This is a genomic window from Lampropedia puyangensis, assembly GCF_004833285.1.
GTDB lineage: Bacteria > Pseudomonadota > Gammaproteobacteria > Burkholderiales > Burkholderiaceae_C > Lampropedia > Lampropedia puyangensis.
In genome coordinates this window covers 1-24,871 of record NZ_STFG01000015.1, presented here as the reverse complement: position 1 = coordinate 24,871, position 24,871 = coordinate 1, and the positions used below count along the sequence as shown (strand labels likewise).

General features: G+C 53.4%; 20 protein-coding genes. 11 read left to right on the top strand and 9 right to left on the bottom strand.

The window, feature by feature from the left end; translation table 11 throughout:
• Positions 1-42: 42 nt before the first annotated feature.
• The gene (locus tag E9531_RS12670) at positions 43-2,073 is read right to left on the bottom strand and encodes a sigma-54-dependent Fis family transcriptional regulator (RefSeq protein ID WP_136574140.1); all 2,031 of its coding nucleotides are present in this window, start codon (positions 2,071-2,073) and stop codon (positions 43-45) included.
• 313 nt (positions 2,074-2,386) lie between these two features.
• Between E9531_RS12670 and exaC the strand changes: the two genes are divergently transcribed.
• Positions 2,387-3,916, top strand: coding sequence for an acetaldehyde dehydrogenase ExaC (gene exaC, locus E9531_RS12665; RefSeq protein ID WP_136574139.1), 1,530 nt, complete (start codon positions 2,387-2,389; stop codon positions 3,914-3,916).
• 226 nt (positions 3,917-4,142) lie between these two features.
• On the top strand, positions 4,143-5,171 hold the full coding sequence (adhP, locus tag E9531_RS12660) for an alcohol dehydrogenase AdhP (RefSeq protein WP_136574138.1): 1,029 nt from the start codon (positions 4,143-4,145) through the stop codon (positions 5,169-5,171).
• 247 nt (positions 5,172-5,418) lie between these two features.
• Here the strand turns inward: adhP and E9531_RS12655 are convergent, their stop codons facing one another.
• The 5 genes from E9531_RS12655 to E9531_RS12635 all read right to left on the bottom strand — a co-directional run bounded on the left by E9531_RS12655 (position 5,419) and on the right by E9531_RS12635 (position 11,250).
• On the bottom strand, positions 5,419-6,438 hold the full coding sequence (locus E9531_RS12655) for an LD-carboxypeptidase (RefSeq protein WP_136574137.1): 1,020 nt from the start codon (positions 6,436-6,438) through the stop codon (positions 5,419-5,421).
• Positions 6,439-6,565: 127 nt separating this feature from the next.
• Positions 6,566-8,917, bottom strand: coding sequence for an ATP-dependent Clp protease ATP-binding subunit ClpA (clpA, locus tag E9531_RS12650; protein WP_136574136.1), 2,352 nt, complete (start codon positions 8,915-8,917; stop codon positions 6,566-6,568).
• A gap of 159 nt (positions 8,918-9,076) precedes the next feature.
• The gene (clpS, locus tag E9531_RS12645) at positions 9,077-9,448 is read right to left on the bottom strand and encodes an ATP-dependent Clp protease adapter ClpS (protein WP_136574135.1); all 372 of its coding nucleotides are present in this window, start codon (positions 9,446-9,448) and stop codon (positions 9,077-9,079) included.
• Positions 9,449-9,561: 113 nt separating this feature from the next.
• Complete coding sequence (gene dnaQ / locus E9531_RS12640) at positions 9,562-10,278, bottom strand: DNA polymerase III subunit epsilon (RefSeq protein WP_136574134.1); 717 nt, start codon at positions 10,276-10,278, stop codon at positions 9,562-9,564.
• A 252-nt stretch (positions 10,279-10,530) separates the two neighbouring features.
• The gene (locus E9531_RS12635) at positions 10,531-11,250 is read right to left on the bottom strand and encodes a toxin-antitoxin system YwqK family antitoxin (RefSeq protein ID WP_136574133.1); all 720 of its coding nucleotides are present in this window, start codon (positions 11,248-11,250) and stop codon (positions 10,531-10,533) included.
• Between the two features lie 358 nt (positions 11,251-11,608).
• Between E9531_RS12635 and E9531_RS12630 the strand changes: the two genes are divergently transcribed.
• Together E9531_RS12630 and E9531_RS12625 are read left to right on the top strand one after the other, a co-directional pair.
• On the top strand, positions 11,609-12,670 hold the full coding sequence (locus E9531_RS12630) for a Dyp-type peroxidase (RefSeq protein ID WP_136574188.1): 1,062 nt from the start codon (positions 11,609-11,611) through the stop codon (positions 12,668-12,670).
• A complete protein-coding gene (locus E9531_RS12625; protein ID WP_136574132.1) occupies positions 12,663-13,466 on the top strand; it encodes a family 1 encapsulin nanocompartment shell protein in 804 nt (267 codons plus the stop codon). Before E9531_RS12630 ends, E9531_RS12625 begins: the two co-directional genes overlap by 8 nt.
• A 100-nt stretch (positions 13,467-13,566) precedes the next feature.
• On the opposite strand, the gene rpsI is transcribed toward E9531_RS12625, so the two are convergent.
• Together rpsI and rplM are read right to left on the bottom strand one after the other, a co-directional pair.
• Positions 13,567-13,962, bottom strand: a complete 396-nt coding sequence (rpsI, locus tag E9531_RS12620; protein WP_136574131.1) for a 30S ribosomal protein S9 — start codon at positions 13,960-13,962, stop codon at positions 13,567-13,569.
• Positions 13,963-13,973: 11 nt separating this feature from the next.
• Entirely contained in the window at positions 13,974-14,402 is a 429-nt protein-coding gene (gene rplM / locus E9531_RS12615; RefSeq protein WP_136574130.1) for a 50S ribosomal protein L13, read from the bottom strand.
• Between the two features lie 535 nt (positions 14,403-14,937).
• On the opposite strand from rplM, the gene cydD reads away from it, so the two are divergent.
• From cydD to cydX, 5 genes are all read left to right on the top strand, one after another.
• A complete protein-coding gene (gene cydD, locus E9531_RS12610) occupies positions 14,938-16,701 on the top strand; it encodes a thiol reductant ABC exporter subunit CydD (RefSeq protein ID WP_136574129.1) in 1,764 nt (587 codons plus the stop codon).
• Positions 16,668-18,434 (top strand): amino acid ABC transporter ATP-binding/permease protein, encoded by a 1,767-nt coding sequence (locus tag E9531_RS12605; protein ID WP_136574128.1) that lies wholly within the window; start codon positions 16,668-16,670, stop codon positions 18,432-18,434. Before cydD ends, E9531_RS12605 begins: the two co-directional genes overlap by 34 nt.
• 82 nt (positions 18,435-18,516) lie before the next feature.
• Positions 18,517-20,106 carry a cytochrome ubiquinol oxidase subunit I gene (locus E9531_RS12600; protein WP_136574127.1) on the top strand — a complete coding sequence of 530 codons (1,590 nt, stop codon included), beginning with the start codon at positions 18,517-18,519 and terminating at the stop codon, positions 20,104-20,106.
• A gap of 29 nt (positions 20,107-20,135) precedes the next feature.
• Positions 20,136-21,293, top strand: coding sequence for a cytochrome d ubiquinol oxidase subunit II (gene cydB, locus E9531_RS12595; protein ID WP_136574126.1), 1,158 nt, complete (start codon positions 20,136-20,138; stop codon positions 21,291-21,293).
• Positions 21,294-21,326: 33 nt separating this feature from the next.
• Entirely contained in the window at positions 21,327-21,443 is a 117-nt protein-coding gene (gene cydX, locus E9531_RS12590; RefSeq protein WP_136574125.1) for a cytochrome bd-I oxidase subunit CydX, read from the top strand.
• A gap of 125 nt (positions 21,444-21,568) precedes the next feature.
• Here cydX and E9531_RS12585 read toward each other — a convergent pair whose 3' ends face one another.
• Entirely contained in the window at positions 21,569-22,072 is a 504-nt protein-coding gene (locus E9531_RS12585; protein WP_136574124.1) for an Lrp/AsnC family transcriptional regulator, read from the bottom strand.
• Positions 22,073-22,232: 160 nt separating this feature from the next.
• Between E9531_RS12585 and glmS the strand changes: the two genes are divergently transcribed.
• Positions 22,233-24,128 carry a glutamine--fructose-6-phosphate transaminase (isomerizing) gene (gene glmS / locus E9531_RS12580; protein ID WP_136574123.1) on the top strand — a complete coding sequence of 632 codons (1,896 nt, stop codon included), beginning with the start codon at positions 22,233-22,235 and terminating at the stop codon, positions 24,126-24,128.
• Between the two features lie 488 nt (positions 24,129-24,616).
• On the top strand, positions 24,617-24,871 hold a 255-nt coding region (locus E9531_RS12575; protein WP_211343433.1), incomplete at its 3' end, for a hypothetical protein.

Below are 24,871 nucleotides of genomic sequence, written 5' to 3'. Positions count from 1 at the left end.
GCTTGTACTGGGTACAAGCCAAACACCGTAGAGCCAGCTTCCTTACTGCAGTTGCGCCTTGCGCAAATACCGGTAAATAGTCTGGCGGCTAATCCCCAAATGCTTGGCCACATGCGAGACATTACCGCCACAATCGGCCATTGCGTTGACAATGGCCTGCAGTGTTTGTTGCTTGAGCGAGCGGGCAGCAACCTCCTCAACGGCACCACGGTCTTCCATTAAGCCACTGGTTTGAGACTGCAAACCGGCCGCAGCACCATGGCCAGCCTGATTCTGCGACTCTGCCACGGCCAGCAATGCCTGCTGAACATCATCCGCTAAATGGTGCCAAGAAACTTCCGTCTCCCCCGCCTGCAATAGTGAACAGGCCGTTTGCACCGTATTAGCCAATTGCCGTAAATTGCCCGGCCAAACATAGCGGCGCATAGCCTCCCACAACGCTGGCGCAATCACCACCTGCTGGCCAGCGCCATGAAGCTTCAGCATTTGCACGACCAAGGCAGCCATATCGCTGCGCTCACGCAGGGCGGGCAGCTTGACGCTGAATCCATTGATACGGTAGTACAAATCTGTACGAAAACGTCCTTGTGCTATGGCATCCTGCAAGGGGCAATGCGTTGCACTGATCAAGGCGAAATCAACCTCTACACTATCGCCACCCAACGGCGTGACCGTGCGTTCCTGTAAAACCCGCAACAGCCGGGTTTGCAGCCCTAATGGCATGTCTCCAATCTCGTCAAGAAACAAGGTGCCGCCATGCGCTTCACGTATGCGTCCTAAACTCCCACTGCGCAAAGCGCCGGTGTAGGCACCAGGCGCATAACCAAACAGCTCAGCCTCAATCAATGACTCGGGAATCGCCGCGCAATTAATGGCCACAAAGGGCTTGCCGCTGCGCGGGCCGCTGTCATGCGCCGCACGTGCAAACACCTCCTTGCCCACACCGGACTCTCCTTGAATCAACAAAGGGACGGGGCTATTAATAATGCGACGTACTTTGGCAATAGCCGAATGCCATTGCGCATCGCCCACATCCAAGCGCGCCAAAGCATCATCGCTTGCATCCGCTCTTGTGACTGGAGAATTAGCCACAGGCAACTCCATGCCATCATCAACCGATACCGAGCTTGAAGCACTGCCGACACTCGCGGCTAACACCGTCGGTGTTGACGCATGGGCACGCACATAAAGGCGCTGTCCAGAAGGTAAACGCAAAGCAGCCACCGCTGCCGAATCAGCACGCAGCAAAAATTGCTGCATACGCTGCTGCAAACGTTGCTCCAAGCTGCTTGAGAAGAAATCGGTTGATGACAAACGCAGCATTTGCATGGCCGCATGGTTTGCCCCCACCAGCACACCATCATGGGTCATGATGAGTATGCCTTCGGCTGCAGTGCCCAGCCCTTCAGGACGCGGGTGCACATGAACGCGCGGGTATTGCGGGTAGGCAGCTTTAAGCCAGCTGTTTTCAATCATGCGCGCAGCCATGCTGGCCATTCCGAGGGTGTGACTTTGCGACACCATGGGTTCGCCAGAGATATCAATGACCCCTGCAATATCACCCTGCGCTGTGAACACAGGCGCTGCTGCGCAGTGTAAAAATGCGTTTTGCTCCAAAAAATGCTCACCACCGCGCACCCGCACAGGAATCCGCTCGAACAGCGCCGTGCCAATAGCATTAGTGCCGCGGCTATCTTCTTTCCAACACGCCCCCTGGCTCAAGGCCACGCGCTGGGCTTTATTGAGGAAGCCACGGTCACCTTGTGTATGCAACAAAGTGCTATGGGCATCTGCCAGCACCACCATGCTGTGGCTGCCGCGAATTTGCTGGTAAATAAAGTCCATCACAGGCTTGGCATGCGCGAGCAACTGCGCATTGGAGTCGAGCACATCATTCAAATGCGCCCCCTGAATCGGGTCGGGCACATCTCTTGTGTCATGGGGCTGCACACCTGCTTGTGCGCTGCGGCGCCAAGACTGCGCCAGCCGCTCATCAAGCACGCCAGCAATGGATTGACCATTTTCCAACCATTGCCGACGGGCTTGTTGCAGGTTTGGTGTTGCTTGAGTCATGCACGTCTCCTTGCCTAACCTTAAAAGTGCAAGCGCACTTCCTGTGTATTGAATGCATTATAGGAAGGGATTTCTCATCGCATGCTTGGCAAAAACACCATAGCAAACAGTGTCACTTAATGGAACACATTAACTGTTCCAGCTTGAGAAAACCTCGTTCGCATGTTGCAGCGCAATGAAAAATAAGTATTTAAAATCAAAGACATTGGGAAATCACAACACCTGGCACGGGATTTGAATACGTCATCCATACGCTGGTACAGGTTGACACCAACGGCGTCCCTTAAACCCGATTCATAGACAGGAGACAGACATGGCAGACCCTTTTGAACTCAAACGCTTCAACCTTGATTTGGCCTTTCCATTCAAGAAGCAATATGGGAACTACATTGGAGGGCAATGGGTAGCCCCCTCAGCCGGACGCTACTTCGACAATCTCTCTCCTATCACGGGCAAGCCCTTCACACAAGTGGCCCAATCAGATGAGGAAGACGTCAATCGTGCCCTGGATGCTGCCCACACAGCCCAAGTGAAATGGGGGAAAACCTCGGCCACTGAGCGCTCCAACCTGCTGCTCAAAATCGCTGACCGCATTGAGCAAAACCTGCAAACCTTGGCGGTTGCTGAAACCATTGACAACGGCAAACCGCTGCGTGAAACCATGGCCGCTGACCTGCCTTTGGCCGTAGACCATTTCCGCTACTTCGCGGGGTGCTTGCGTGCAGAAGAAGGGGCCATTTCAGAAATCGACGAATACACCGTGGCCTACCATTTTCAAGAGCCAATCGGTGTGGTCGGCCAGATCATCCCCTGGAACTTCCCGCTGCTGATGGCGACTTGGAAATTAGCGCCTGCATTAGCTGCAGGCTGCTCCGTGGTGATGAAACCTGCAGAGCAAACGCCTGCGTCGATTCTGGTGTTGATGGAAATCATTGGTGACCTGATTCCACCTGGCGTAGTCAACATCGTCAATGGTTTCGGCAAAGAAGCAGGTGAAGCGCTGGCGACCAGCAAACGTATTGCCAAAATTGCCTTCACAGGTTCGACCCCCGTGGGCCAGCGCATTTTGCATGCCGCAGCAGACAACCTGATCCCATCCACCGTTGAGCTGGGAGGCAAAAGCCCCAACATTTTCTTTGCCGATGTGATGGACAAAGACGATGCCTTCTTTGACAAAGCGTTAGAAGGTTTGGCTATGTTTGCGCTGAACCAAGGTGAAATTTGCACCTGTCCTTCACGCATCTTGGTGCAAGAGTCGATTGCAGAGGCTTTCATTGAACGCGCTAAAGCACGCGTAGCACAAATTAAAGCTGGCCACCCACTGGACACCAGCACCATGGTGGGCGCCCAAGTCTCCAAAGTGCAGATGGACAAAATCCTCAACTACATCGATATTGGCAAACAAGAAGGCGCCAAAGCCCTGATTGGTGGCGAACGCAATAGCTTGGGCCAAGAGCTCGATGGCGGTTTCTACATCAAGCCCACCATCTTGCAGGGCAACAACAAGATGCGCATTTTCCAAGAAGAAATTTTTGGCCCTGTCGCAGCCTTGACCACCTTCAAAGATTTGGATGAAGCGGTCGCAATTGCCAACGATACCGAGTACGGCCTGGGCGCAGGCGTCTGGAGCCGCAATGGCACCACCGCTTACCAAGTTGGACGCGCATTGCAAGCAGGTCGCGTGTGGACCAACTGCTACCACGCTTACCCAGCACACGCCACTTTTGGTGGCTACAAAAAGTCTGGCATTGGACGTGAAACCCACAAAATGGCATTGGCGAACTACCAGCAAACCAAGTGCTTGCTGGTGAGCTATAACGCCAACAAGCTGGGCTTCTTCTAAGCGGACAACGGCTGCACGCGGGGGCTAAGCCCCCTCAGTGCGGCCCCTTATGCCGCACCAAACACTGACGAAACTGGTATTTGCTGGGGATCAACTCAAGACTGGTTTCGCAACTCACGCACCAACTCAAACAGGCAGTGAATTTGCACATTTGGGTTGCGCTCCTTTGGAGCGGAGTCGGCAATCACCTCTCCGTGCTTTTTTCAATCGGTCAAGGAGTCAACGCATGAGCAAAACCATGAAAGCCGCAGTAGTTCGTGAATTTGGCAAACCACTACAAATTGAAGAAGTCCCTATTCCTGTACCGAATGATGACCAAGTACTGGTAAAAATTGCCGCATCTGGCGTTTGCCATACCGACTTGCACGCTGCGCAGGGAGATTGGCCAGTCAAACCCAATCCTCCGTTTATTCCTGGCCATGAAGGTGTCGGGTTTGTTGCGGCTGTTGGCAAAAACGTCAAACACATCAAAGAAGGTGACCGCGTGGGCGTACCTTGGCTACACACAGCTTGTGGTTACTGCGTGCACTGCCTTGGAGGCTGGGAAACCTTGTGCGAGAAACAAGAAAACACAGGCTACTCGGTCAACGGCGGTTTTGCCGACTATGCCCTGGCCGACCCAGACTTTGTAGGCCACCTGCCCAAGAACCTCAACTTTATTGAAGTCGCCCCGATTCTGTGTGCTGGGGTCACAGTCTACAAAGGCTTGAAAGTGCTCAATGCCAAGCCTGGCAATTGGGTGGCCATTTCAGGTATTGGGGGGCTTGGGCATTTAGCCGTGCAATACGCCAAAGCCATGGGGTTCAATGTGGCTGCCATTGATGTGGATGACCGCAAACTTGAGTTGGCACGCAGCTTGGGTGCCAGCGTGGTCGTCAATGCGCGTAATACCAACCCTGCCGAATATCTTCAAAAAGAAGTCGATGGCGTGCATGGCATTCTCGTCACTGCAGTTTCGGAAAAAGCCTTTGAACAGGCCTTAGGAGCCGTGCGTCGAGGTGGCACCGTATCGCTCAACGGTCTACCCCCTGGTGACTTCCCCCTGCCCATTTTCTCAACTGTGCTCAAAGGCATCACCATCAAGGGCTCTATTGTGGGTACCCGCCTGGATTTGCAAGAGTCGCTCGAATTTGCTGAGCAAGGCAAAGTCAAGGCTACCGTTAAAGCGGAAAAAATTGAAAATATCAATGATATTTTCGACCGCATGCACAAAGGTCAAATCGACGGCCGTATCGTGCTCAACATGGCGACATGATTCTCTTTATATCGAGAAATGAGGACCAAAATTCATTAGCAACCGCACATTGCCTACTTGGTGGATTCTGAGAACGTGTTTTGACGATCTCCAACGCGGTATGCCTAGAGATCGTCAACACGCTCTGAGCCCAACACTTCTGCGCAGTACATGCTGCGCAGAAGCGAAACATCAAACAAACAGCCCACTTAAAAAAGCAAAGGGCTTATTCTGCGTACAGCGGCGGAGATCGGCCGCGCAGAAAACCTCAGACATGCCCCCATACCAGCAAAGCCTCGCGCGCGCCTACTTGCAAGTCCACTTTGGCTCCGACAGGCAGGCACACTTTGGTACGAATATGGCCGAATGGCAGCTGGGTTAGCACGGGGATTTGAAGTCGATCGCGCAACGCTTGCACCACGGTTTTCAGGTTAAAACCACGGTCATGTGCGGTCACGTTAGCATGGGTAAAGTGCCCTAATACAAGCGCCTTCTGTGCGCCTAAAACACCGGCCTGTTCGAGTTGAATCAGCATCCGCTCAATCCTATAGGGCGACTCAGCGACATCCTCCAAGAAAAGAACACCTCCATCAACCTGTGGGAAATACGGCGTTCCGACCATGGCGCTCAATACAGCCAAATTGCCTCCCCAAAGCGTAGCGCCTTGCAGGTCAAGCCCTGCGTACTCGGCGTTGTCTTTGCCGATACGCCACCCAGCACCCTCACCTACACGAAATGCCACATCTTCAAAACAAGCTAAGGTGATCTCGTCGGGTCCATCTGCATGGCCCAGGTCAACCCCTAAGCTGGCCCCCGCCCAAGTCACACGCCCTGTTTTCGCCAAAACAGCCAGTTGCAATGCGGTGAAGTCACTGAACCCCATCCATTGCACACCAGCATCAATGGATTGCGCCACATGGGCATAGTCAATCAGTGGAAGCAAATGGTTCAACCCATAGCCACCACGGCTAATAAGTGCCACATCTGCGCCACTGTCTGCAGCACGCTTTATCGCCGCCAAACGCGTCGCATGGTCGCCCGCAAAGCGGGTCTGACGAGCAAATACGGCCTCATCCAACACCATGTCGTAACCGGCTTTAGTCAGGTAGCGTGCACCACGCCGAATAGCCACTTTGTCTTGCACAGCACCAGAAGGTGAGTAGACATAAACGCGTCGCTGCCTGATTTCGTGGCCACCTTCGTGCAACGCATTGTCCGCAGCCAACCAGGAATGGTGCGCATGCGTGCAGTCGGGATCGTCACAAAAGGCTTTGTATTTGGTATTCATTGCTATCGCCGCCCAAAAGCTGCGCTCCAATCATAAAAAAAGTGCCCGCTTTGTGGCAGGCACTTCAACTTTCGCAGTTTTAGAGTCGAACCTCGCATTGAGGTTTAGCTGCTCAGTGCCTTTGCACTTACTCTGCAGCCGTTTCCTCTTCTTCAGGTTTACTGCTTTTGGACTCTTTCTTCAAAGAGGAGATATCCAAATCAATCTCCTCTTTCTGGCCACCCTTGCCATCATCGACTGATTTCAAGCCAATCACAACACGGCCACCATCCACCAGACGACCAAACAGCAACTCATCAGCCAAGGCCTTGCGGATCAAGTCTTGAATCAAACGCTGCATCGGGCGGGCACCCATGAGCGGATCAAAGCCCTTTTTGGCAAGGTATGCGCGCAACTGGTCTGTGAAGCTTGCCTCCACTTTCTTCTCAGCCAACTGGCTTTCAAGCTGCAGCAAGAATTTGTCCACCACACGCAAGATGATTTGTTCATCCAACGGTCTGAAGCTGACAATCGCATCCAAACGGTTACGAAATTCTGGCGTAAACATCCGTTTGATGTCGCCCATTTCGTCCCCAGCCTGACGCGGATTGGTAAAACCAATCGAGGCTTTATTCATCGTGTCAGCACCAGCATTGGTGGTCATGACGATGATGACATTGCGGAAATCAGCTTTGCGGCCATTGTTGTCTGTCAGCGTGCCATGGTCCATCACCTGCAGCAAGATGTTGTAGATCGCCGGATGGGCTTTCTCAATCTCATCGAGCAGTAGCACCGCATGTGGCTTCTTGGTGATCGCTTCAGTCAACAATCCACCTTGGTCAAAGCCCACATAGCCAGGAGGCGCGCCAATCAAGCGGCTAACCGCATGTGGTTCCATGTACTCAGACATATCAAAGCGGATCAGATCAATGCCCATGATATAGGCCAACTGGCGTGCAGCCTCTGTCTTACCCACCCCAGTAGGGCCGGAGAACAGGAACGAACCAATCGGCTTATCAGGTTTGCCTAAACCAGAACGCGCCATTTTGATGGCACTGGCCAACGCCTCCAATGCTCCATCCTGACCGAACACCACGCTTTTCAAATCACGCTCAAGTGTTTTGAGTTTGCTGCGGTCGTCTTGAGAAACAGCGGCAGGCGGAATGCGGGCAATTTTGGCCACGATATCTTCGATATCGCTTTTGCTGATGGTCTTCTTGCGCTTGGATGGCGCCAAAATACGCTGTGCAGCACCAGCCTCATCAATCACGTCAATCGCCTTATCAGGCAACTGACGGTCATTGATATAACGAGCCGACAACTCAGCCGCAGCCTGTAAAGCTGCTTGTGCGTATTTCACGCTGTGGTGCTCCTCAAAGCGTGACTTCAAGCCTTTCAGAATATCGACTGTTTCCGCAACGCTGGGCTCGACCACATCAATCTTCTGAAATCGACGAGACAACGCGGCGTCTTTATCGAAGATGCCTCGGTATTCAGTGAATGTCGTCGCGCCAATGCAGCGCAACTGCCCACTCGAAAGAGCTGGTTTGAGCAGATTGGACGCATCCAAGGTTCCGCCTGATGCAGCACCTGCGCCAATCAAGGTATGAATTTCGTCAATAAAAAGAACCGCTTCAGGCTTTTCCCGCAAATTTTTCAGCACGCCTTTGAGGCGCTGTTCAAAATCACCGCGGTATTTCGTGCCCGCAAGCAAAGCGCCCATATCCAGTGAGTACACAACGGCATTAGCCAACACTTCCGGCACGTCATTTTGGGTAATGCGCCATGCCAAACCTTCAGCAATGGCTGTCTTACCCACGCCAGCCTCCCCCACCAACAGTGGGTTGTTTTTGCGACGGCGGCACAGCACTTGAATCGTGCGTTCCACTTCAAGCTGGCGTCCAATCAAGGGGTCGATACGACCTTCAGCCGCGGCCTGATTCAAGTTGACGGTGAACTGCTCTAAAGGCGTGGCCTTTTCGCTGCGTTGTTCACCTGCTTGCTGCCCCTCTTCCTGTTCTGCAGTAGCCTCCTGCCCAGAAGACTTCTCTGCCCCTGCGTCGCCTTTGCGAATGCCATGTGCAATGAAGTTGACCACATCCAGGCGGGTAATACCCTGTTGGTGCAAAAAGTAAACGGCGTGTGAGTCTTTCTCACCGAAGATGGCGACCAGCACATTGGCTCCCACCACTTCTTTCTTACCATTGCCTGTGGACTGCACATGCATGATGGCGCGCTGAACCACACGCTGAAAACCAAGTGTGGGCTGGGTATCAACCTCATCTTCGCCTGCCACTTGGGGCATGTTGTCTTTGATGAATCCTGTCAGCGCAGCACGTAACTCATCCATATTGGCATTGCATGCACGCAACACCTCTGAAGCACTGGGGTTGTCCAACAGGGCTAACAACAAATGCTCCACTGTGATGAATTCATGGCGCTGTTGTCTCGCCTCGACGAAAGCCATGTGCAAGCTGACTTCAAGTTCTTGAGCAATCATTGATACGGACTCCTTGTGCTTGCGAATTGAATGAATGCCTTGCAGTTGGGGGGCTCTTAGAAAAAATCAATAGTTTTTCTGGAAACCATCAATATTCCAAATACACCGCCATGCTGCATAGCACCATTGAATTCATATTGAACGATTTACACCTTGCCGTCAATCGGACAGCGGCTCACATACGCATTGCAGTGGATGGCCCGCTTGGGCTGCAGCATCCATCACCAGTGCCACTTTGGTTTCCGCAATTTCACGGGGATAGACGCCACACACTCCGCGCCCCTCGTTATGAATGGACAACATGATTTGAGTCGCCATATCTAGTGTTTTTCCAAAAAACTCTTGCAAAACAGCCACCACAAACTCCATGGGGGTGAAATCATCGTTGAGCATCAACACTTGGCACATCGGTGGCGGCTTGGGCTTTTGTGTTTGGCGCTCGACCACAACAGCCCCCTCCTCTTGAAGGGGAAGCACAACAGGGGGATGAGGCGGCTGCGCGGGAGAGTTGGAGGCGTTGGTGCAATTCATTGTGAGAATTCTAGCAACCTCCCAGTGCCTCTGCTGACGATATCTGCAATCGTTTTTCCGCTGCGGCTCAATCACTACGTCGCCCCAAACTGCAAGACAACGAAAGCTTGTGATCAAGCCGATTCAGGTGATGGCCGCCACACGGTTTTCCCACCAGAATCTTTATCGATACTGCTCAAAATAGCCTCATGTTGCTCCAGCTCAGCATCACTGGCTGGCAACACAATCAGCTTCAGGCCACTGAGATCAGCGCGTTGCACATTGCCCTGTTCATCATTTGACTCGGTTTGCTCATCATCGCTGAGCAACGCGTTCTGGCCACGAGTGAGGTGGATATACACCTGCGCCAGTAACTCCGAGTCGAGCAAGGCGCCATGCAGTGTTCGATTGGTTTTGTCTATGGCGAAGCGGTCACACAACGCGTCCAAAGAATTGCGCTTCCCCGGAAATGCTTCCCGTGCCAACAGCAGGCTATCGGTAATGGTGGAGGCATAGTCTTGCAACCGCCCCTTCCCCACCAATGCCAACTCGTTGTCGAGAAAGCCAACGTCGAAGGCGGCATTGTGAATAATGATTTCAGCATCCTGCACGAAATCGATAAAGGTTTGAGCCAATTCCTCAAATCGAGGTTTATCGCTCAAAAACTCTTTGGTGATGCCGTGCACACGCAGCGCATCAGGGTGACTATCGCGATCAACCTTGAAATAGAAGTGCAGGTTATTGCCCGTCAACTGGCGATTGAGCAACTCAACACAGCCCAATTCAATCACGCGGTCGCCTTCAGTGACAGACAAACCAGTCGTTTCAGTATCCAGAATAATCTGGCGCATATAACAAACCCTCGATACGTTGCAAAGGGCGCTAGGGTAGCACGCCGATCAACACCACAACGGCAACCCCGTATAACCTACCGACTGCGAGCAACGGTGATCACAAATGAAAACCCCTCCGCTGCACAACCATGGGCGACCCTGGTGTGCAGCGCTTTAAAACAGAAAAGCTGTGCTCACAAGCATTCGCTCGCAAAGCACAGCCATCAACTGCATACCGAACTGCATTGCCGCAGCGTGCAGTATGTTCAATTACTTGAAAATGTCTTGATACCAATAGAGCATGGATGCCTCCAGCAAGCGCTCTGCTTCGTCTTTGGTCAGCACCTGGCCACTGTCATCATTGGCCTTAATGCTTACAACGGCATCCTCTTTAGCCACCCCCTCGACTTGACTCTTGGAATCTGGATCTTTCGCAAAGAAAGGACCATCCAGTAAGTCATTCTTCCATGTATAAACCGAGCGCTCTGAACCATCATCGTTGTAGTAGATGTCTTGACCATCAAGCATGCCATCACGGTATGCGGTAACACCTCGGACGGCTCCATTGGGGCGGTAGAAGGTGATTTTTCCATCTTGCGGAAGCACTGCCCAATCCAGAACATTACCGACAGGATCAACAAAGAATGGGGACGTTTGTGCCGCACCATTGGCTTGATAAAAATCTTGAATCACGTGCTGACCAGCACTGTTTTTTCCTGCATAAATGCGATAAAACCCATCTTGCTGGGCTTGTGCAAACGATTCGCCCTCCTGCTCCGTATCTGGCGCACCGAAATAAGCAATGATGGCCTGCCCCTTGGCATCTTTGCCCAACACGTCCACAGGGATGTCTTTGACTGCAATTACAGAAACTTGCTGCTCAGCCACCCCAGATTGCGGCTCAACAGTCTGACACGCCACTAAAAAAGGGACGATAGCTGCGGCCAGCATGGTCCATTTATTGCACATTGCAGTTGTTCGGATAGTCATATGTTTAAGCCCTTCTTGGTACACGCCAATCAATGTCAGTTATACGCTTGAGCAGATCAAAACCAACTTATTGGTGTTGATGCTCCCCCATCAAAACGACTGCCTACAGTGATTCTGTCACTGCAAGCAATACGGTCTCTCACTCCCCAGCCTAAGCGCAGGCTTTTAGAGTTTCAACGAACTATTCTTACAAAAAAATCCTCTCAGATTAGAAGTGCTGGACATTTTTCTTTCTTTTGAAGAAAAGCAAAACACATTACAGGCATTTGATGCGGCATTCATCAGAGACTACACTTTGCCCCATCTGGCAAGCATCAGCAGCCCAGCGGAAGCTGCCACACCCATTGACCCTAGTCTTATGCGCAACACCTGCTCCCTCGGCCTCAAGCCTCAACCAGTAGACCAAGCCCCCCAAGCTGCCGCTATTTTCATAGTAGGCACATTCAAGAACACCCCAGAAAGTCATGCGAATGTCCGCCAATGGTGCGCGGCTTATTCTGGATTAATTCGTGCTGTCGGGCATAGGGCTCCAGAAGGCCAATTACGCTGTGTCGTAGGCTTTGGCTCCTCGGCTTGGGACCGCATTTTCGGGCATCCACGGCCAGACTTGCTCCATCCATTCATCGAATACGGCCCCGCTGAACGCAGAGCGATTGCAACCCCTGGCGACGTACTGCTCCATATTAGCGCCCAACGCATGGATCTTTGCATAGAGCTCGCAACCCACCTGGTTGCGGCATTTGGGAACGCCTTTGAAATTGCTGACGAGGTGCATGGTTTTCGCCATTTCGATATGCGTTCGATTATCGGATTTGTGGATGGAACCGAAAACCCCAGCGGGCAAGATGCGCTGGAGGCCACGGTCATCCCAGACACGCAAACAGTTTTTGCCGGCGGCAGCTATGCCATCATTCAAAAATACCTGCATGACATGATCGGTTGGAATGCCCTCTCCACCGAGATGCAAGAGCGCATTATTGGTCGCACCAAGCTCTCGGATATTGAACTCGATGAAGACACCAAACCAAGCTGGGCGCACAATGCACTGACAGTCATAGAAGATGATACTGGCGAAGAAATCGACATCATGCGCGGAAACATGCCTTTTGGCAGACCGGGGCACGGCGAGTTTGGCACCTATTTCATTGGGTATGCCAGCAGCCCCACGCCAATTGAGCGCATGATGGAGAATATGTTTGTCGGCAATCCACCTGGCAACTACGACCGTCTGCTGGACTTCAGTACAGCGGTTACAGGTGGCTTGTTTTTCATCCCCTCGCTGCCACTTCTAGAGACATTGGCACAACGCCCCAGTCTGGATGAAGCTGAAAATATCAACGCCTTCAAGCCAGCACTAACCGTGAGTCACGATGGATCACTGAGCATCGGATCACTCAAAGGAGAATCGCAACATGAATAACCTGCACCGAGAACTTGCACCCATCTCAGATGCGGCCTGGAAAGATATTGAAGAAGAAGTAGCCCGCACCTTCAAACGCTCTGTGGCAGGACGGCGTGTGGTCGATGTGCGCGGGCCTGAAGGCAGCCAGTGCGCCAGCATTGGTACCGGTCATCAAATTTCCATAGCAAGCCCCATCAAAGGGGTCATTGCAAAGCAACGTGAGGTCATGCCGTTAGTCGAGTTGCGCGTGCCCTTTGAACTATCACGAGAACAAATTGACGATGTGCAGCGCGGCTCTGAAGATTCCGATTGGCAACCCGCTAAAGATGCCGCCACTCAATTGGCATTTGCAGAAGATACTGCCATTTTTGATGGCTACGCGGCCGCAGGTATCACCGGCATTCGCAACGGCTCATCCAACAAAAGCCTGCAATTGAGCAAAGATATCAGTCTGTATCCCGATGCTGTAGCAGCAGCGCTTAAGCAGTTGCGCCTTGAAGGCGTTGATGGACCTTACGCTGTTGTACTTGGTTCAGATGCCTACACCGCACTGAGCGAAGGTAGCGACCAAGGCTACCCCGTGATTTCACACCTTCAAAAGCTCATCAATGGTGAGATATTTTGGTCTTCTGCGATTGAAGGAGGCTGTATTGTCAGCATGCGTGGCGGTGACTATGCTTTGCATTTAGGCTGTGATTTGAGTATTGGCTACACCAGCCACGACCAACACAAGGTGCAGCTTTACCTCAAAGAAACCCTCACGTTTCGCATGCTCACCGCGGAAGCAGCCGTACCACTCAAAGCGCCAAAATAAACTTCGAACCAGCGTCCAATCACCCCATTGATGGCACATAAAAAAAGCTCCCCGTACCTTGAAGGTACGGGGAGCTTTTTGACAAACAGTCTGCAGGCGATTAACGCTTGGAGAACTGCTTGCGACGGCGAGCAGAGTGCAAACCGACTTTCTTACGTTCCACTTCACGAGCATCGCGAGTCACGTAGCCTGCTGCGCTGAGCGCTGGCTTGAGTGTCTCGTCGTAGTCGATCAGAGCACGTGTGATGCCGTGACGCACTGCACCAGCTTGGCCAGACTCACCGCCACCATGGACATTAACTTGAATGTCGAAAGTTTCGACATGGTTGGTCAACACCAGAGGTTGCTTAGAGATCATGATGGAGGTTTGACGGCCAAAATAAGCCTCAATTTCCTTGCCATTCACGACGATCTTGCCGGAGCCTTTTTTCAGGAAAACACGAGCCACGCTGGATTTGCGGCGGCCTGTGCCATTGTTCCAATCACCAATTGCCATCTCGTCGCTCCTTAGATTTCCAGCACTTTAGGCTGTTGGGCAGTGTGCGGATGCTCTGCACCGCCGTAAACCTTCAGCTTCTTGATCATGGCGTAACCGAGTGGGCCTTTAGGCAGCATGCCTTTAACAGCCTTCTCCAGTGCGCGGCCAGGGTGTTTGGCTTGCAGATCACGGAAATTGATGGAGCGAATGCCACCTGGGTGACCAGTGTGACGGTAGTACACCTTGTCCAGGTTTTTATTCCCTGTGACACGGAGCTTCGATGCATTGACGATCACGATGAAATCGCCTGTATCGACGTGAGGTGTATAAATGGCTTTATGTTTGCCGCGCAGACGGAGGGCAACTTCGCTGGCTACCCGACCGAGCACCTTATCGGTGGCGTCAATCACAAACCACTCATGTTGCACCTCAGCGGGTTTTGCGCTGAATGTAGACATGCGGGTTCCTAAATACAAAATACTTGCCCTACTGCCACGGTCGGTGCTCTTCTTGGTACGGGAGCCTCTTAGGTGGTACTGCGCGCATGTAAACACCTAGAAAGCTGTTTGCATGCACTATTTGCCGCGGGACAAAATCGCTGCAAACCGCGCATTATAGCCATACAAAAACAAATTGGCTAGCCCATATCCATATCGCTCAATATCGCGCGGACCTGTTTTGTCATTGCGCACGTTCGGCACCACCGCAATACCCCTTTTCACAAAACACTTAAAAACCATCAACGTGCCACGAGCGCTCTTACACAGCACAACTGCTTGAACACAACACGCACGGTTTGCCACACAACTCAAACCCTACGACTTGTAGCCACACTCAAACCACAAAAACATACTTTTTGACACAAACTCAAAACCAAAGGTCAATCCTTGCCATCCTAATTTAGTCAACCACTACACGTTCGAAGCAATAAAAGCGTGAAATCTCTTCATGGATTGATACAATTTCAGAAATTACTGAAATTACATTAAATACATGAAATCCCACAACCCTCGCAAACCGCGCGCTGGCCGCCACTGGAGCTATGCCTTACAAGGCATAGCCTCATTGGTATGGATCGGCCAAGCGTGGTGCATTGCCTCGGTTGTTTCCTCGCTGATGCTTTGGCAAACCGAGGGAAGAAACGCTCTTCAATCCCAATCACTGATGCATTCTGTCCTCCTGGCTGTTGCCATGGTTGCAATACTCGGTTTGATTCGCGCCGCGTTGGAGTATTGGGGCACCAAAACCACTTACGGGTACGCGCGCCAGGTTCTGACCTCGTTGCGCCAAGCATTGGGGGATCGCTTACGCATGGCGTCTCCACTGGATGCGCGACGCCCACCCTCAGGCGAGATCACCAGCGCTTGGATGGAACAGGCTGAAGCTGTCGTCCCTTGGCTGGCTCGCTACCAAGCAGCGCAATGGCGCGTCATGATTGCCGCACCCATTATTGCCATCGTGGTGGCGTGGCACTCATGGATAGCTGCTTTGTTATTGCTGATGGCTGCCCCTTTAATCCCATTATTCATGGCCATCATCGGTTGGCGTGCACAGGCAATCAGCGAAGAGCAGATGCAATCCCTCGGGAGCATGCACGGGCATTTGCTGGAGCGCCTGCGTGGCTTACCAACCTTGCGCGCCATGCATGCCGTCGATGCCACCGCACAACGCCTAAGCGCCCAAGGAAGGCACGTTGCCCAGAAAACTATGAAGGTGCTGCGTGTAGCCATGCTCTCTTCTGCCGTGCTGGAGTTATTTTCCGCGCTGGGGGTTGCGCTTGTTGCTGTCTATATTGGCTTTCATCTATTAGGAGAGCTGCCCTTTGGCGCATGGGGCTCGCAACTGAGCCTGCACAGCGGCTTGTTTATTTTGATGCTTGCCCCTAGCTTCTTTGAACCACTGCGCGAGTTGTCAGCAGTCTGGCACGATCGCGCCAATGGGCAAGCAGCCATGCAGCGCTTAACAGACATGTTGGAAGACTTGGCCCCGATGGTACATGCCCACGCCACTGGGGAATATCCCATTGCCCAGCAAGAACTCTCAGAAGCTGAGTCAACTCCGCCAAGCGTCCGTATTGTCAACGCGACCCCACAACTTGAGAGTGCACCCAACACCCTTTCCACGCCCGCAGCCCATGCACTGAACATCCAGATTCCAGCGGGTGCGCATGTTGCTATTACCGGCCCCAGCGGCAGCGGCAAAAGCATGTTGTTGGCCATGGTTGCTGGCTTAGTGGCTTTGCGCTCAGGCCAAGTTCTGCTTGACGAAGAGGCGATGACACCAGAGAACGCTGCGCAATTGCGCCAGCGTATGGCATGGATGGGACAGACCCCCCACTTTTTCACGGGCAGTCTTCAACGCAACCTCTACTTAGGCAGGCATCGCACGTATTTGCCCACTGACGAGGCGCAATTGCTGGGCCAAGTGGGTCTAAGTGACGTGTTTTCGCAACAGCACGCGCAACGCTTAGGCGAAGGTGGCAGCGGCATTTCCGGCGGAGAAGCGCTCCGCCTCGCCCTAGCTAGATTAGCCGTAGCCGAACGAGCCGGGCTTTTGCTCCTGGATGAACCCACGGCACATCTGGATTCGCAGACTGCGCAACAGATCATTCGCACGATTAAAGACTTAGCCAAAGGCAAAACTTTGTTGGTGGTCACCCACGACCCTGCCCTGATTGCAGCCCTTGAGCACACCATCACACTAGACGGTCAAGGCGGAGCCACATGGCAAAACCACGCGGTGGAGGCCCACGCATGAACCATACGCAAACGCACCACAGCAATTCCAACCAAGCGCACTGGCAAGCATTGGCCGTGTTGTTTCAGGCCCTCAGTGCCAACCGCCTGCAAAGCATGCTACTGGGTATCGGTTTGGCTTGCGCTACCGTTTTGATGGGCGCCCTGCTGCTTGGTATCTCTGGCTGGTTCATCACGTCAACTGCCATTGCAGGTTTGGCCGCAACCAGTGCTATCGCTTTTGATGTATTCACCCCTTCTGCCAGTATTCGCTTACTGGCTCTGGGCCGGACTGCCTCACGCTACGGAGAGCGTGTGACCACCCATTCAGCAGCTTTAAACGCATTGGTAGATGTGCGTGAACGCGTTTTCCGTGCTTTTGCAGCTGCGCCGCAAGACGCACCCAACTCGCAATGGCGCCTGCAACCGGCCCGCATGCTGCTTCGTTTAACCCGTGACCTCAACGCTGCCGAATCGCTGTACTTGCGATTGATAGTGCCGTGCTGCACTGCTTTTGTCAGCACCCTGCTGATCAGCATCTGGCTCGCCTTCCATCACCTCTGGTTGGGTATCGCGGTATTTGCCTGGTTCATGGTGTCTGGTATTAGCATCACTTGGTGGCTAGTGCGCAACACCACAGCCGCAGCTCTGACCCAATCTCGCCAAGCTGAACACATGCGCCAACAAGCATTGGATATTGCTGGCGGCCAAGCTGAGTTGGTCATGGCTGGCCAGTTGGATGCATGGCAACAACGCTTGAACACCAAACAAGCCCAAGTTGCGCAATTGGACACCCAACTGCAACGCACTGATGCCATGGCCGCTGCCGCTTGGCAAGGCCTGCACTCCCTCACCATGGCCGCAGCTGTTCTGGTTGCTGCGTGGCTGGTTCTGCAAGGCATGATGGGCGTAGCCAACGCAGCCTTTTTCATCTTGATGGCCATGGCTGGAATGGAGCCTTTTGCATCCTTACGGCGTGGCGCAATGGAATGGGCACACACTTTTTTGGCAGCCAAACGCTTGCACAAGCCACTAACGCAGCAAGCCAATTACGCCTTGGCCCATTTGCCGGAGCCTGCCCCAGGCTTGGCAGCGCAACTTCGCAACGTGCATGTGGCGAGCCAGCGCGGTGCAGCGCGCGTGCACGATTGTTCACTAGACATTGCGCGCGGCGAGATCGTCGCCATTGTTGGGCCAAGTGGTAGTGGCAAATCCAGTCTGCTGGCACTCATTTCTGGCGAACTGGCCGCAACTGAAGGTCAAGTGCGCGCCCTGTCCTGCGTAGCCTTGCCACAGCAAACAGCACTGTTTAACGACAGTGTGCGGGCTAACGTGAACTTGCAGCAACGCGATGTCAGCGATGACGCCATATGGTCCGCACTAGAGGCTGCAGGCCTGCGTGACGTCATTGCTGCACGCGCCCAAGGCTTGGATGAAACACTCGGTGAAGCAGGCCTTGGACTCTCCAAAGGTCAGGGTCGCCGCTTGGCCTTGGCTCGTCTTTTCTTAACCGAGAGCCATTTTTGGTTGCTCGACGAACCCACTGATGGGCTGGATGCCGATACCGCAGGCGATGTGCTGGAGCGGCTGGCTTACACCCTGCAAGGAAAAACCGCGGTCATTGCTACCCATATGCAACGCGAAGCCGCTCTGGCCTCGCGCTTATTGGTGGTTGAGGCTGGCCGCGTTACTCAACAAGTCGTGCGTGGCACGCCGCAATTCAACGCCATTCTGGCGCGCCTGCGGGATGGGTAAACCTAGTGCCTCACATTGTTTCTCACTTTGTATTGTTTGTTTTTGCTTTCGTTTCGTTCTTTAGTATTGAAAGGTCTCCCCCATGGATCTAGACATTGTTGGTTTATCGCGGCTGCAGTTTGCAGCGACAGCGCTCTACCATTTTTTATTCGTCCCTCTCACCCTTGGCTTGTCGATCATGCTGGCCATCATGGAGACGGTTTACGTCATGACAAAGCGCCCCATCTGGCGGCAAATGACCAAATTCTGGGGAACGCTTTTCGGTATTAACTTCGCATTGGGCGTTTCCACCGGGATCGTGATGGAATTCCAGTTCGGCATGAACTGGAGCTACTACAGCCACTATGTCGGTGACATCTTCGGCGCGCCTTTGGCGATTGAGGGCTTGATGGCTTTCTTCCTGGAAGCGACCTTGGTTGGCCTGTTTTTCTTTGGTTGGGAGCGCCTGTCTAAAGTCAAGCACTTGTTGGTGACTTGGTTCATGGCACTGGGCACCAACTTCTCGGCTTTGTGGATTTTGATTGCCAACGGCTGGATGCAAAACCCCACCGGCGCAGCATTGAATCCACAAACCATGCGCATGGAAGTGACCAGCTTTGCAGAAGTGTTGTTCAACAGCGTGGCACAAGCGAAGTTTGTGCACACTGTCTCGGCCGGCTACACCGTGGCAGCCATTTTTGTGCTGGGTGTTTCTGCATGGTACCTGCTCAAAGGGCGCCATACCGACTTAGCCAAACGTTCGATGACAGTGGCAGCCTCCTTCGGTTTGGCTGCGTCGCTGTCGGTCGTGGTGCTAGGCGATGAGTCTGGTTACCTCTCTGGTGAACACCAAAGCATGAAGCTCGCAGCCGTCGAAGCGATGTGGGAAACACAACCGGCTCCCGCCTCATTCACTGCCATTGGTTTCCCAGACCAAGAAGCACGTGAGACCCACTACGCGGTCCATATCCCATGGGTAATGGGCTTGATTGGCACTCGCAGCCTGGATACTCAAATCCCCGGCATCAATGATCTGGTGGTACAAGCTGAAGGCCGCATTCGCAACGGCATGCTGGCTTACGATGCCTTGGAAGAAATTCGCACCTATGGCCACAACGCCATTCCCGCAGAATTGAAGGCCCGATTTGAAGCCCATAGCGGTGATTTGGGCTACGCCCTCTTGCTCAAGCGCTACGTAGACGATCCTCGCCAAGCAACTGCTGAACAAATCGGCAAAGCCGCTTGGGACACCGTGCCACAAGTTGCACCGTTGTTCTGGACTTTCCGCATCATGGTTGGCTTGGGCTTCTTCTTCATCTTGCTGACTGCAACCTTCTTCTGGCTGTCCGCTAAACACCGCCTTGACGCCCACCCTTGGTTACTCAAAGTCGCGGTGTGGAGCATTCCACTGCCATGGATTGCAGCTGAATGCGGCTGGTTCGTGGCCGAGTTTGGTCGCCAACCTTGGGCCATTGAAGGCGTACTGCCTGTGGCCGTTGCCGTCTCCAACCTCAGCGCATCCACCGTGCTGACCACACTGCTGGGCTTTGTGGTGATCTACACCGTACTGCTGATCGTTGAAATGAAGCTGATGCTCAAGGCTATCCGCAAGGGTCCTCAGCTGGACGCACAGGACATTGAAGAGAACAAAACCTCTCCATACGCCCTGCCCCAACAACCAGTGACTGCCTGAACATCCCTATTGAAACGGAGTAACACACCATGATTCTTCATGAACTCATAAGCTACGACGTGCTACGCGTCATCTGGTGGCTGCTGCTGGGCATTTTGCTCATCGGCTTTGCCTGCACCGACGGTTTTGACTTGGGCGTGGGCACCTTAGGCACTTTTGTAGCCAAAAACGATGCCGAACGCCGCGTCGTTCTTAACACCACTGGCCCAATCTGGGAAGGCAACCAAGTCTGGTTGATTCTGGGTGGCGGCGCCATTTTCGCTGCCTGGCCTCAACTGTACGCGGTCTCTTTTTCAGGTTTTTACCTGGCCATGTTTGCGATTCTGTTCGCCTTAATCTTGCGCCCCGTGGGTTTCAAATACCGCAGCAAGATTGAAAACCCCACATGGCGCAGCACTTGGGACTGGTGCCTGTTCATCGGCGGTTTTGTGCCATCACTGATTTTCGGTGTTGCTATCGGCAACGTATTACAAGGCGTGCCATTCCGTCTTGCTCCTGACATGCAAATCTACTACGACGGCACCTTCTTCGGCCTGCTCAATCCGTTTGCAGTGCTGTGCGGTTTGGTGTCGGTTGCCATGCTCGTTACCCACGGTGCCGCATGGTTGCAGCTCAAAACCACCGATGCAGTACAAGCCCGCAGCCGCAAAGCTGGCTTGGTCGCAGCACTGGCAACGCCTGTGCTGTACATCCTAGCTGGCGTGTTGATGTATTTGTTTGTTGACGGCTACCGCTTCACCAGCGAAATCATCACCACAGGTCCATCCAACCCCATGATGAAAACGGCAGAAGGCGGCATCGCACAAATGTGGTTTGCCAACTATGCTGCAGCACCGGTGCTGTGGCTGGTTCCTGCCATCGGTGTGCTGGGCTCGCTGGCGGCCGCATGGGGCTTTGCGAACCGCAAAGAAATCCTGACCTTGCTGGCCAACGGTGTTGCCATTGCAGGCATCATCTTGAGCGTCGGTGTCTCGATGTTCCCATTCATCCTGCCTTCGTCAATCTTGCCTAACGCCAGCTTGACCGTATGGGATGCATCATCAAGCCATATGATTTTGTTCATCATGCTGGTGTGCGTCATCATCTTCCTGCCCATCATCTTGGCCTACACCAGCTGGGTGTACTCCGTCATGCGCGGCAAAGTCACAACCGATGAAATCAAAGAAGGTCGCGGCCACGCTTACTAAGCAGCCTGCAACCAATACGAAAGGATTACAACTATGTGGTATTTCGCCTGGCTTCTAGGCCTTCCAGTTGCCGCGTTCTTTGCGGTGTTGAACGCAATGTGGTATGAAATGACTGAGGACGACATCAAACGTCGAAAACAAAACCGCTGATAGGTAAACGTCCAGCCCACTGCCGCATTCATGCAGCAGTGGGTCAAGGGCCACGATAGCCGTGAGAAATTGGGCATGCTGCCCGATTTCTCACGGCTTTTTTATGTCATCAGTTTTCATGCCATTCAGCGTAAGTTGGTCACTTCAGGCAAAGGCACTTGTGTCGCAAATTTCGCCCGTTTAGTCGCAAAGTACGCCTTCACGTTGCGCACGTGGCGTGACTGATTCAAGACGCGCTGCGTCAATTGCTGGTAATGCGCCATATTCAAGGTCTGCACGACCAAGACAAAGTCCGGCCCAGAAGCCACGCGCCAGCATTGCTGCACCTCTTCATGCTGAGCCACTTCCTCTTCAAACGCTTGCAGGGACTCAGCATCCTGCCGGTCCAAGCTCACTTCCACAATGCACACCAAGGCGGCGGGCTGCCCGGTCGCCTGCGCCAGCTTCCACGGGTTGAGCAATGCCACCTGCCGCTCAATCACCCCCGCCTCACGCAGGCGCTGCATGCGCCGCAAGCACGTAGCTGGCGAGACATGCACCAAGGCTGCCAAAGCTTGGTTGCTCAAGGATGCATCGTGCTGGACCAGTTTGAGCAACTTACGATCTATTTCATCAAAATTTTCAATCATAAAAACAATAAATTTGGATTAATATTTCAAAAAACAAATATTAAGAAATTTTATTTCAAATAAATAAAAAATATGAAAGCACATTTTCATTCAAACCCATACGATACGCACACCTCTGCACGGCCATGCTGTCGTGCCCCCTCACGATGAAAGGTTTGCCATGTGTGGAATTGTTGGCGGTGTCGCCCATCAAGACGTTGTCCCCGTATTACTGCAAGGCTTGCAGCGTTTGGAATACCGTGGTTATGACTCCTGCGGCCTGGCCGTGCATACAGCCAGCCTCAACCCCACTTCCGACCAGGGTCTGCACCGCACCCGCAGCACCGCCCGTGTGGCACAACTGCAAACGCAGATTGACGCCGAAAACCTGCAAGCGGCCACCGGCATTGCCCACACACGTTGGGCTACGCATGGCGCGCCATCGGTCGACAATGCCCATCCGCATTTCAGCTTTGGCCCGCATCCTAAAGAGCAGAAAATGCCTGAATCGGCCGCACACATTGCCTTGGTGCACAACGGCATCATCGAGAACTACGAAGTTCTGCGCCGTGAGCTGGAGGCCAAAAACTATATCTTCACCAGCGACACCGATACCGAAGTCGTCGCACACTTGATCGACAGCGTCTACAACGGTGACCTGTTCGACGCCTTGAAAGAAGCCACCACTCGCCTGCATGGCGCCTACGCCTTGGCTGTTATGCACCGTGATGAACCACACCGTCTCGTCGGTGCTCGCGCAGGCTCGCCCCTGGTTTTAGGCGTTGTGACTGGTGATGCGCCCGCGCATTACTTGGCCAGCGACGCAATGGCCCTGTCTGGTGTGACCGATCAAATCATCTATCTGGAAGAAGGCGATCTTGTCGACCTGCAAGCGGGGAAATACTGGATCACCGACGCACAAGGTCGCCCCCTCAACACCGAACAGCGCCCTGTACAAACCGTGCAAGCCTTTGCTGCCGCCGCCGAGCTCGAACCTTACCAGCACTACATGCAAAAGGAGATTTTTGAGCAACCGCGCGCACTGGCCGACACCTTGACCGATGTACTGGAAATCAGCCCCGAGCTGTTTGGCGATGCTGCGCACCGCCATTTCAACGACATCGACTCCGTTCTGATCTTGGCCTGCGGCACTAGCTATTACAGTGGACTGGTGGCGAAATACTGGCTCGAAGCGATTGCAAAAATCCCAACCCAAGTGGAGATTGCAAGCGAATACCGCTACCGCGAATCTGTCCCTACCACTAAGGCTCTGGTCGTCGTCATCAGCCAATCGGGCGAAACTGCCGATACATTGGCCGCCTTACGCCACGCCAAATCGCTAGGCCACGTGCACACCTTGACCGTATGCAATGTGGCCACCAGCACCATGGTGCGTGAATGCGCACTGGCCTACATCACCCGTGCGGGCGTTGAAATTGGCGTGGCCTCCACCAAAGCCTTTACCACCCAACTTGCAGGCCTATACCTGCTTACCTTGGCCCTGGCACAAAACAAACACACTCAAAGCGACGAATCTATCGCGCAACACCTGCACAGCCTGCGCCATATTCCTGCCGCAGTACAAGCCGTACTGGCACTCGAACCGCAGATCATCAGTTGGGCACGCTCTTTCATCCGCATGGACAACGCCCTCTTCCTTGGCCGCGGCGCACACTATCCGATCGCCTTGGAAGGCGCACTCAAACTCAAGGAAATCAGCTATATCCACGCCGAAGCCTACCCTGCAGGGGAGCTTAAACACGGCCCGCTGGCACTTGTGACCAGCGCTATGCCGGTAGTAGTGGTGGCGCCCAACGATGCTTTGCTTGAAAAACTCAAAAGCAATATGCAAGAAGTGCGTGCCCGTGGCGGTGTGCTGTATGTGCTGGCTGATGCCCACACCAGTATTGAAAATAGCGAAGGCATCCACGTCATTCGCATGCCTGAGCACTACGGCGCCTTGAGCCCCATCTTGCACGTCATCCCACTGCAACTATTGGCCTACCACACCGCCTTGGGAAAAGGCACCGACGTTGACAAACCCCGAAACTTGGCAAAAAGCGTCACCGTGGAATGATGCCTGAATTGCCCACTCGTCAATGCCGGGCAGTGCCCATACTGATATGGCAAAAACGTGTTGGCGATCTCCACACAGTCACACGGAGCACAAAAAGAGCATATCCAAGACAGCTCTTGCTGCAATGCGCTTTTAGCGCCCTTGCGCTTGCGTCGCGCTTATGAACACCGCCTGTTTTCTGAAGCTTTGTGCCTTCCCTGCCCAGCCTGCATACCCCATGCAGGCTTTTTTTTATGGTTTTCACCCCAAAACAGCGCAAATTACCTGATTTCAGGGATAGACAAACCCCCAATGCTGCGGCGCAATGAGTATGTATAAATGTTAATCAGCGTGCATTTCTGCATGCTTTACTGCTCACCACCATGCCTATACCCCATTCATTGCTCCTTGCCCCACTGGGGCGCCCATGGTCTGCGGTGTTGCTGGCTACCAGCCTGTGCGCCGTGCTGGGCAACGCTCAAACCTAAACCCAAACCGAAGCCCAGCGCTTGTATGTCAACGCCAACACCCATGCAGGCGGTAATGACGATGGCAGCAGTTGGGACAATGCCTACCGCAACTTGCAAGACGCGTTGGCACAAGCCGCAGCATTGCGCAGCACGGCAGAACAACCGACGGTGGAGATTTGGGTGGCCCAAGGGGTGTACAAACCTGTGGTGCCGAGCAATCTAACCAACGTCACGGACGATGAGCGCAACGCCACGTTCGAACTGCGCAATGGCGTGGCCTTGTATGGCGGCTTT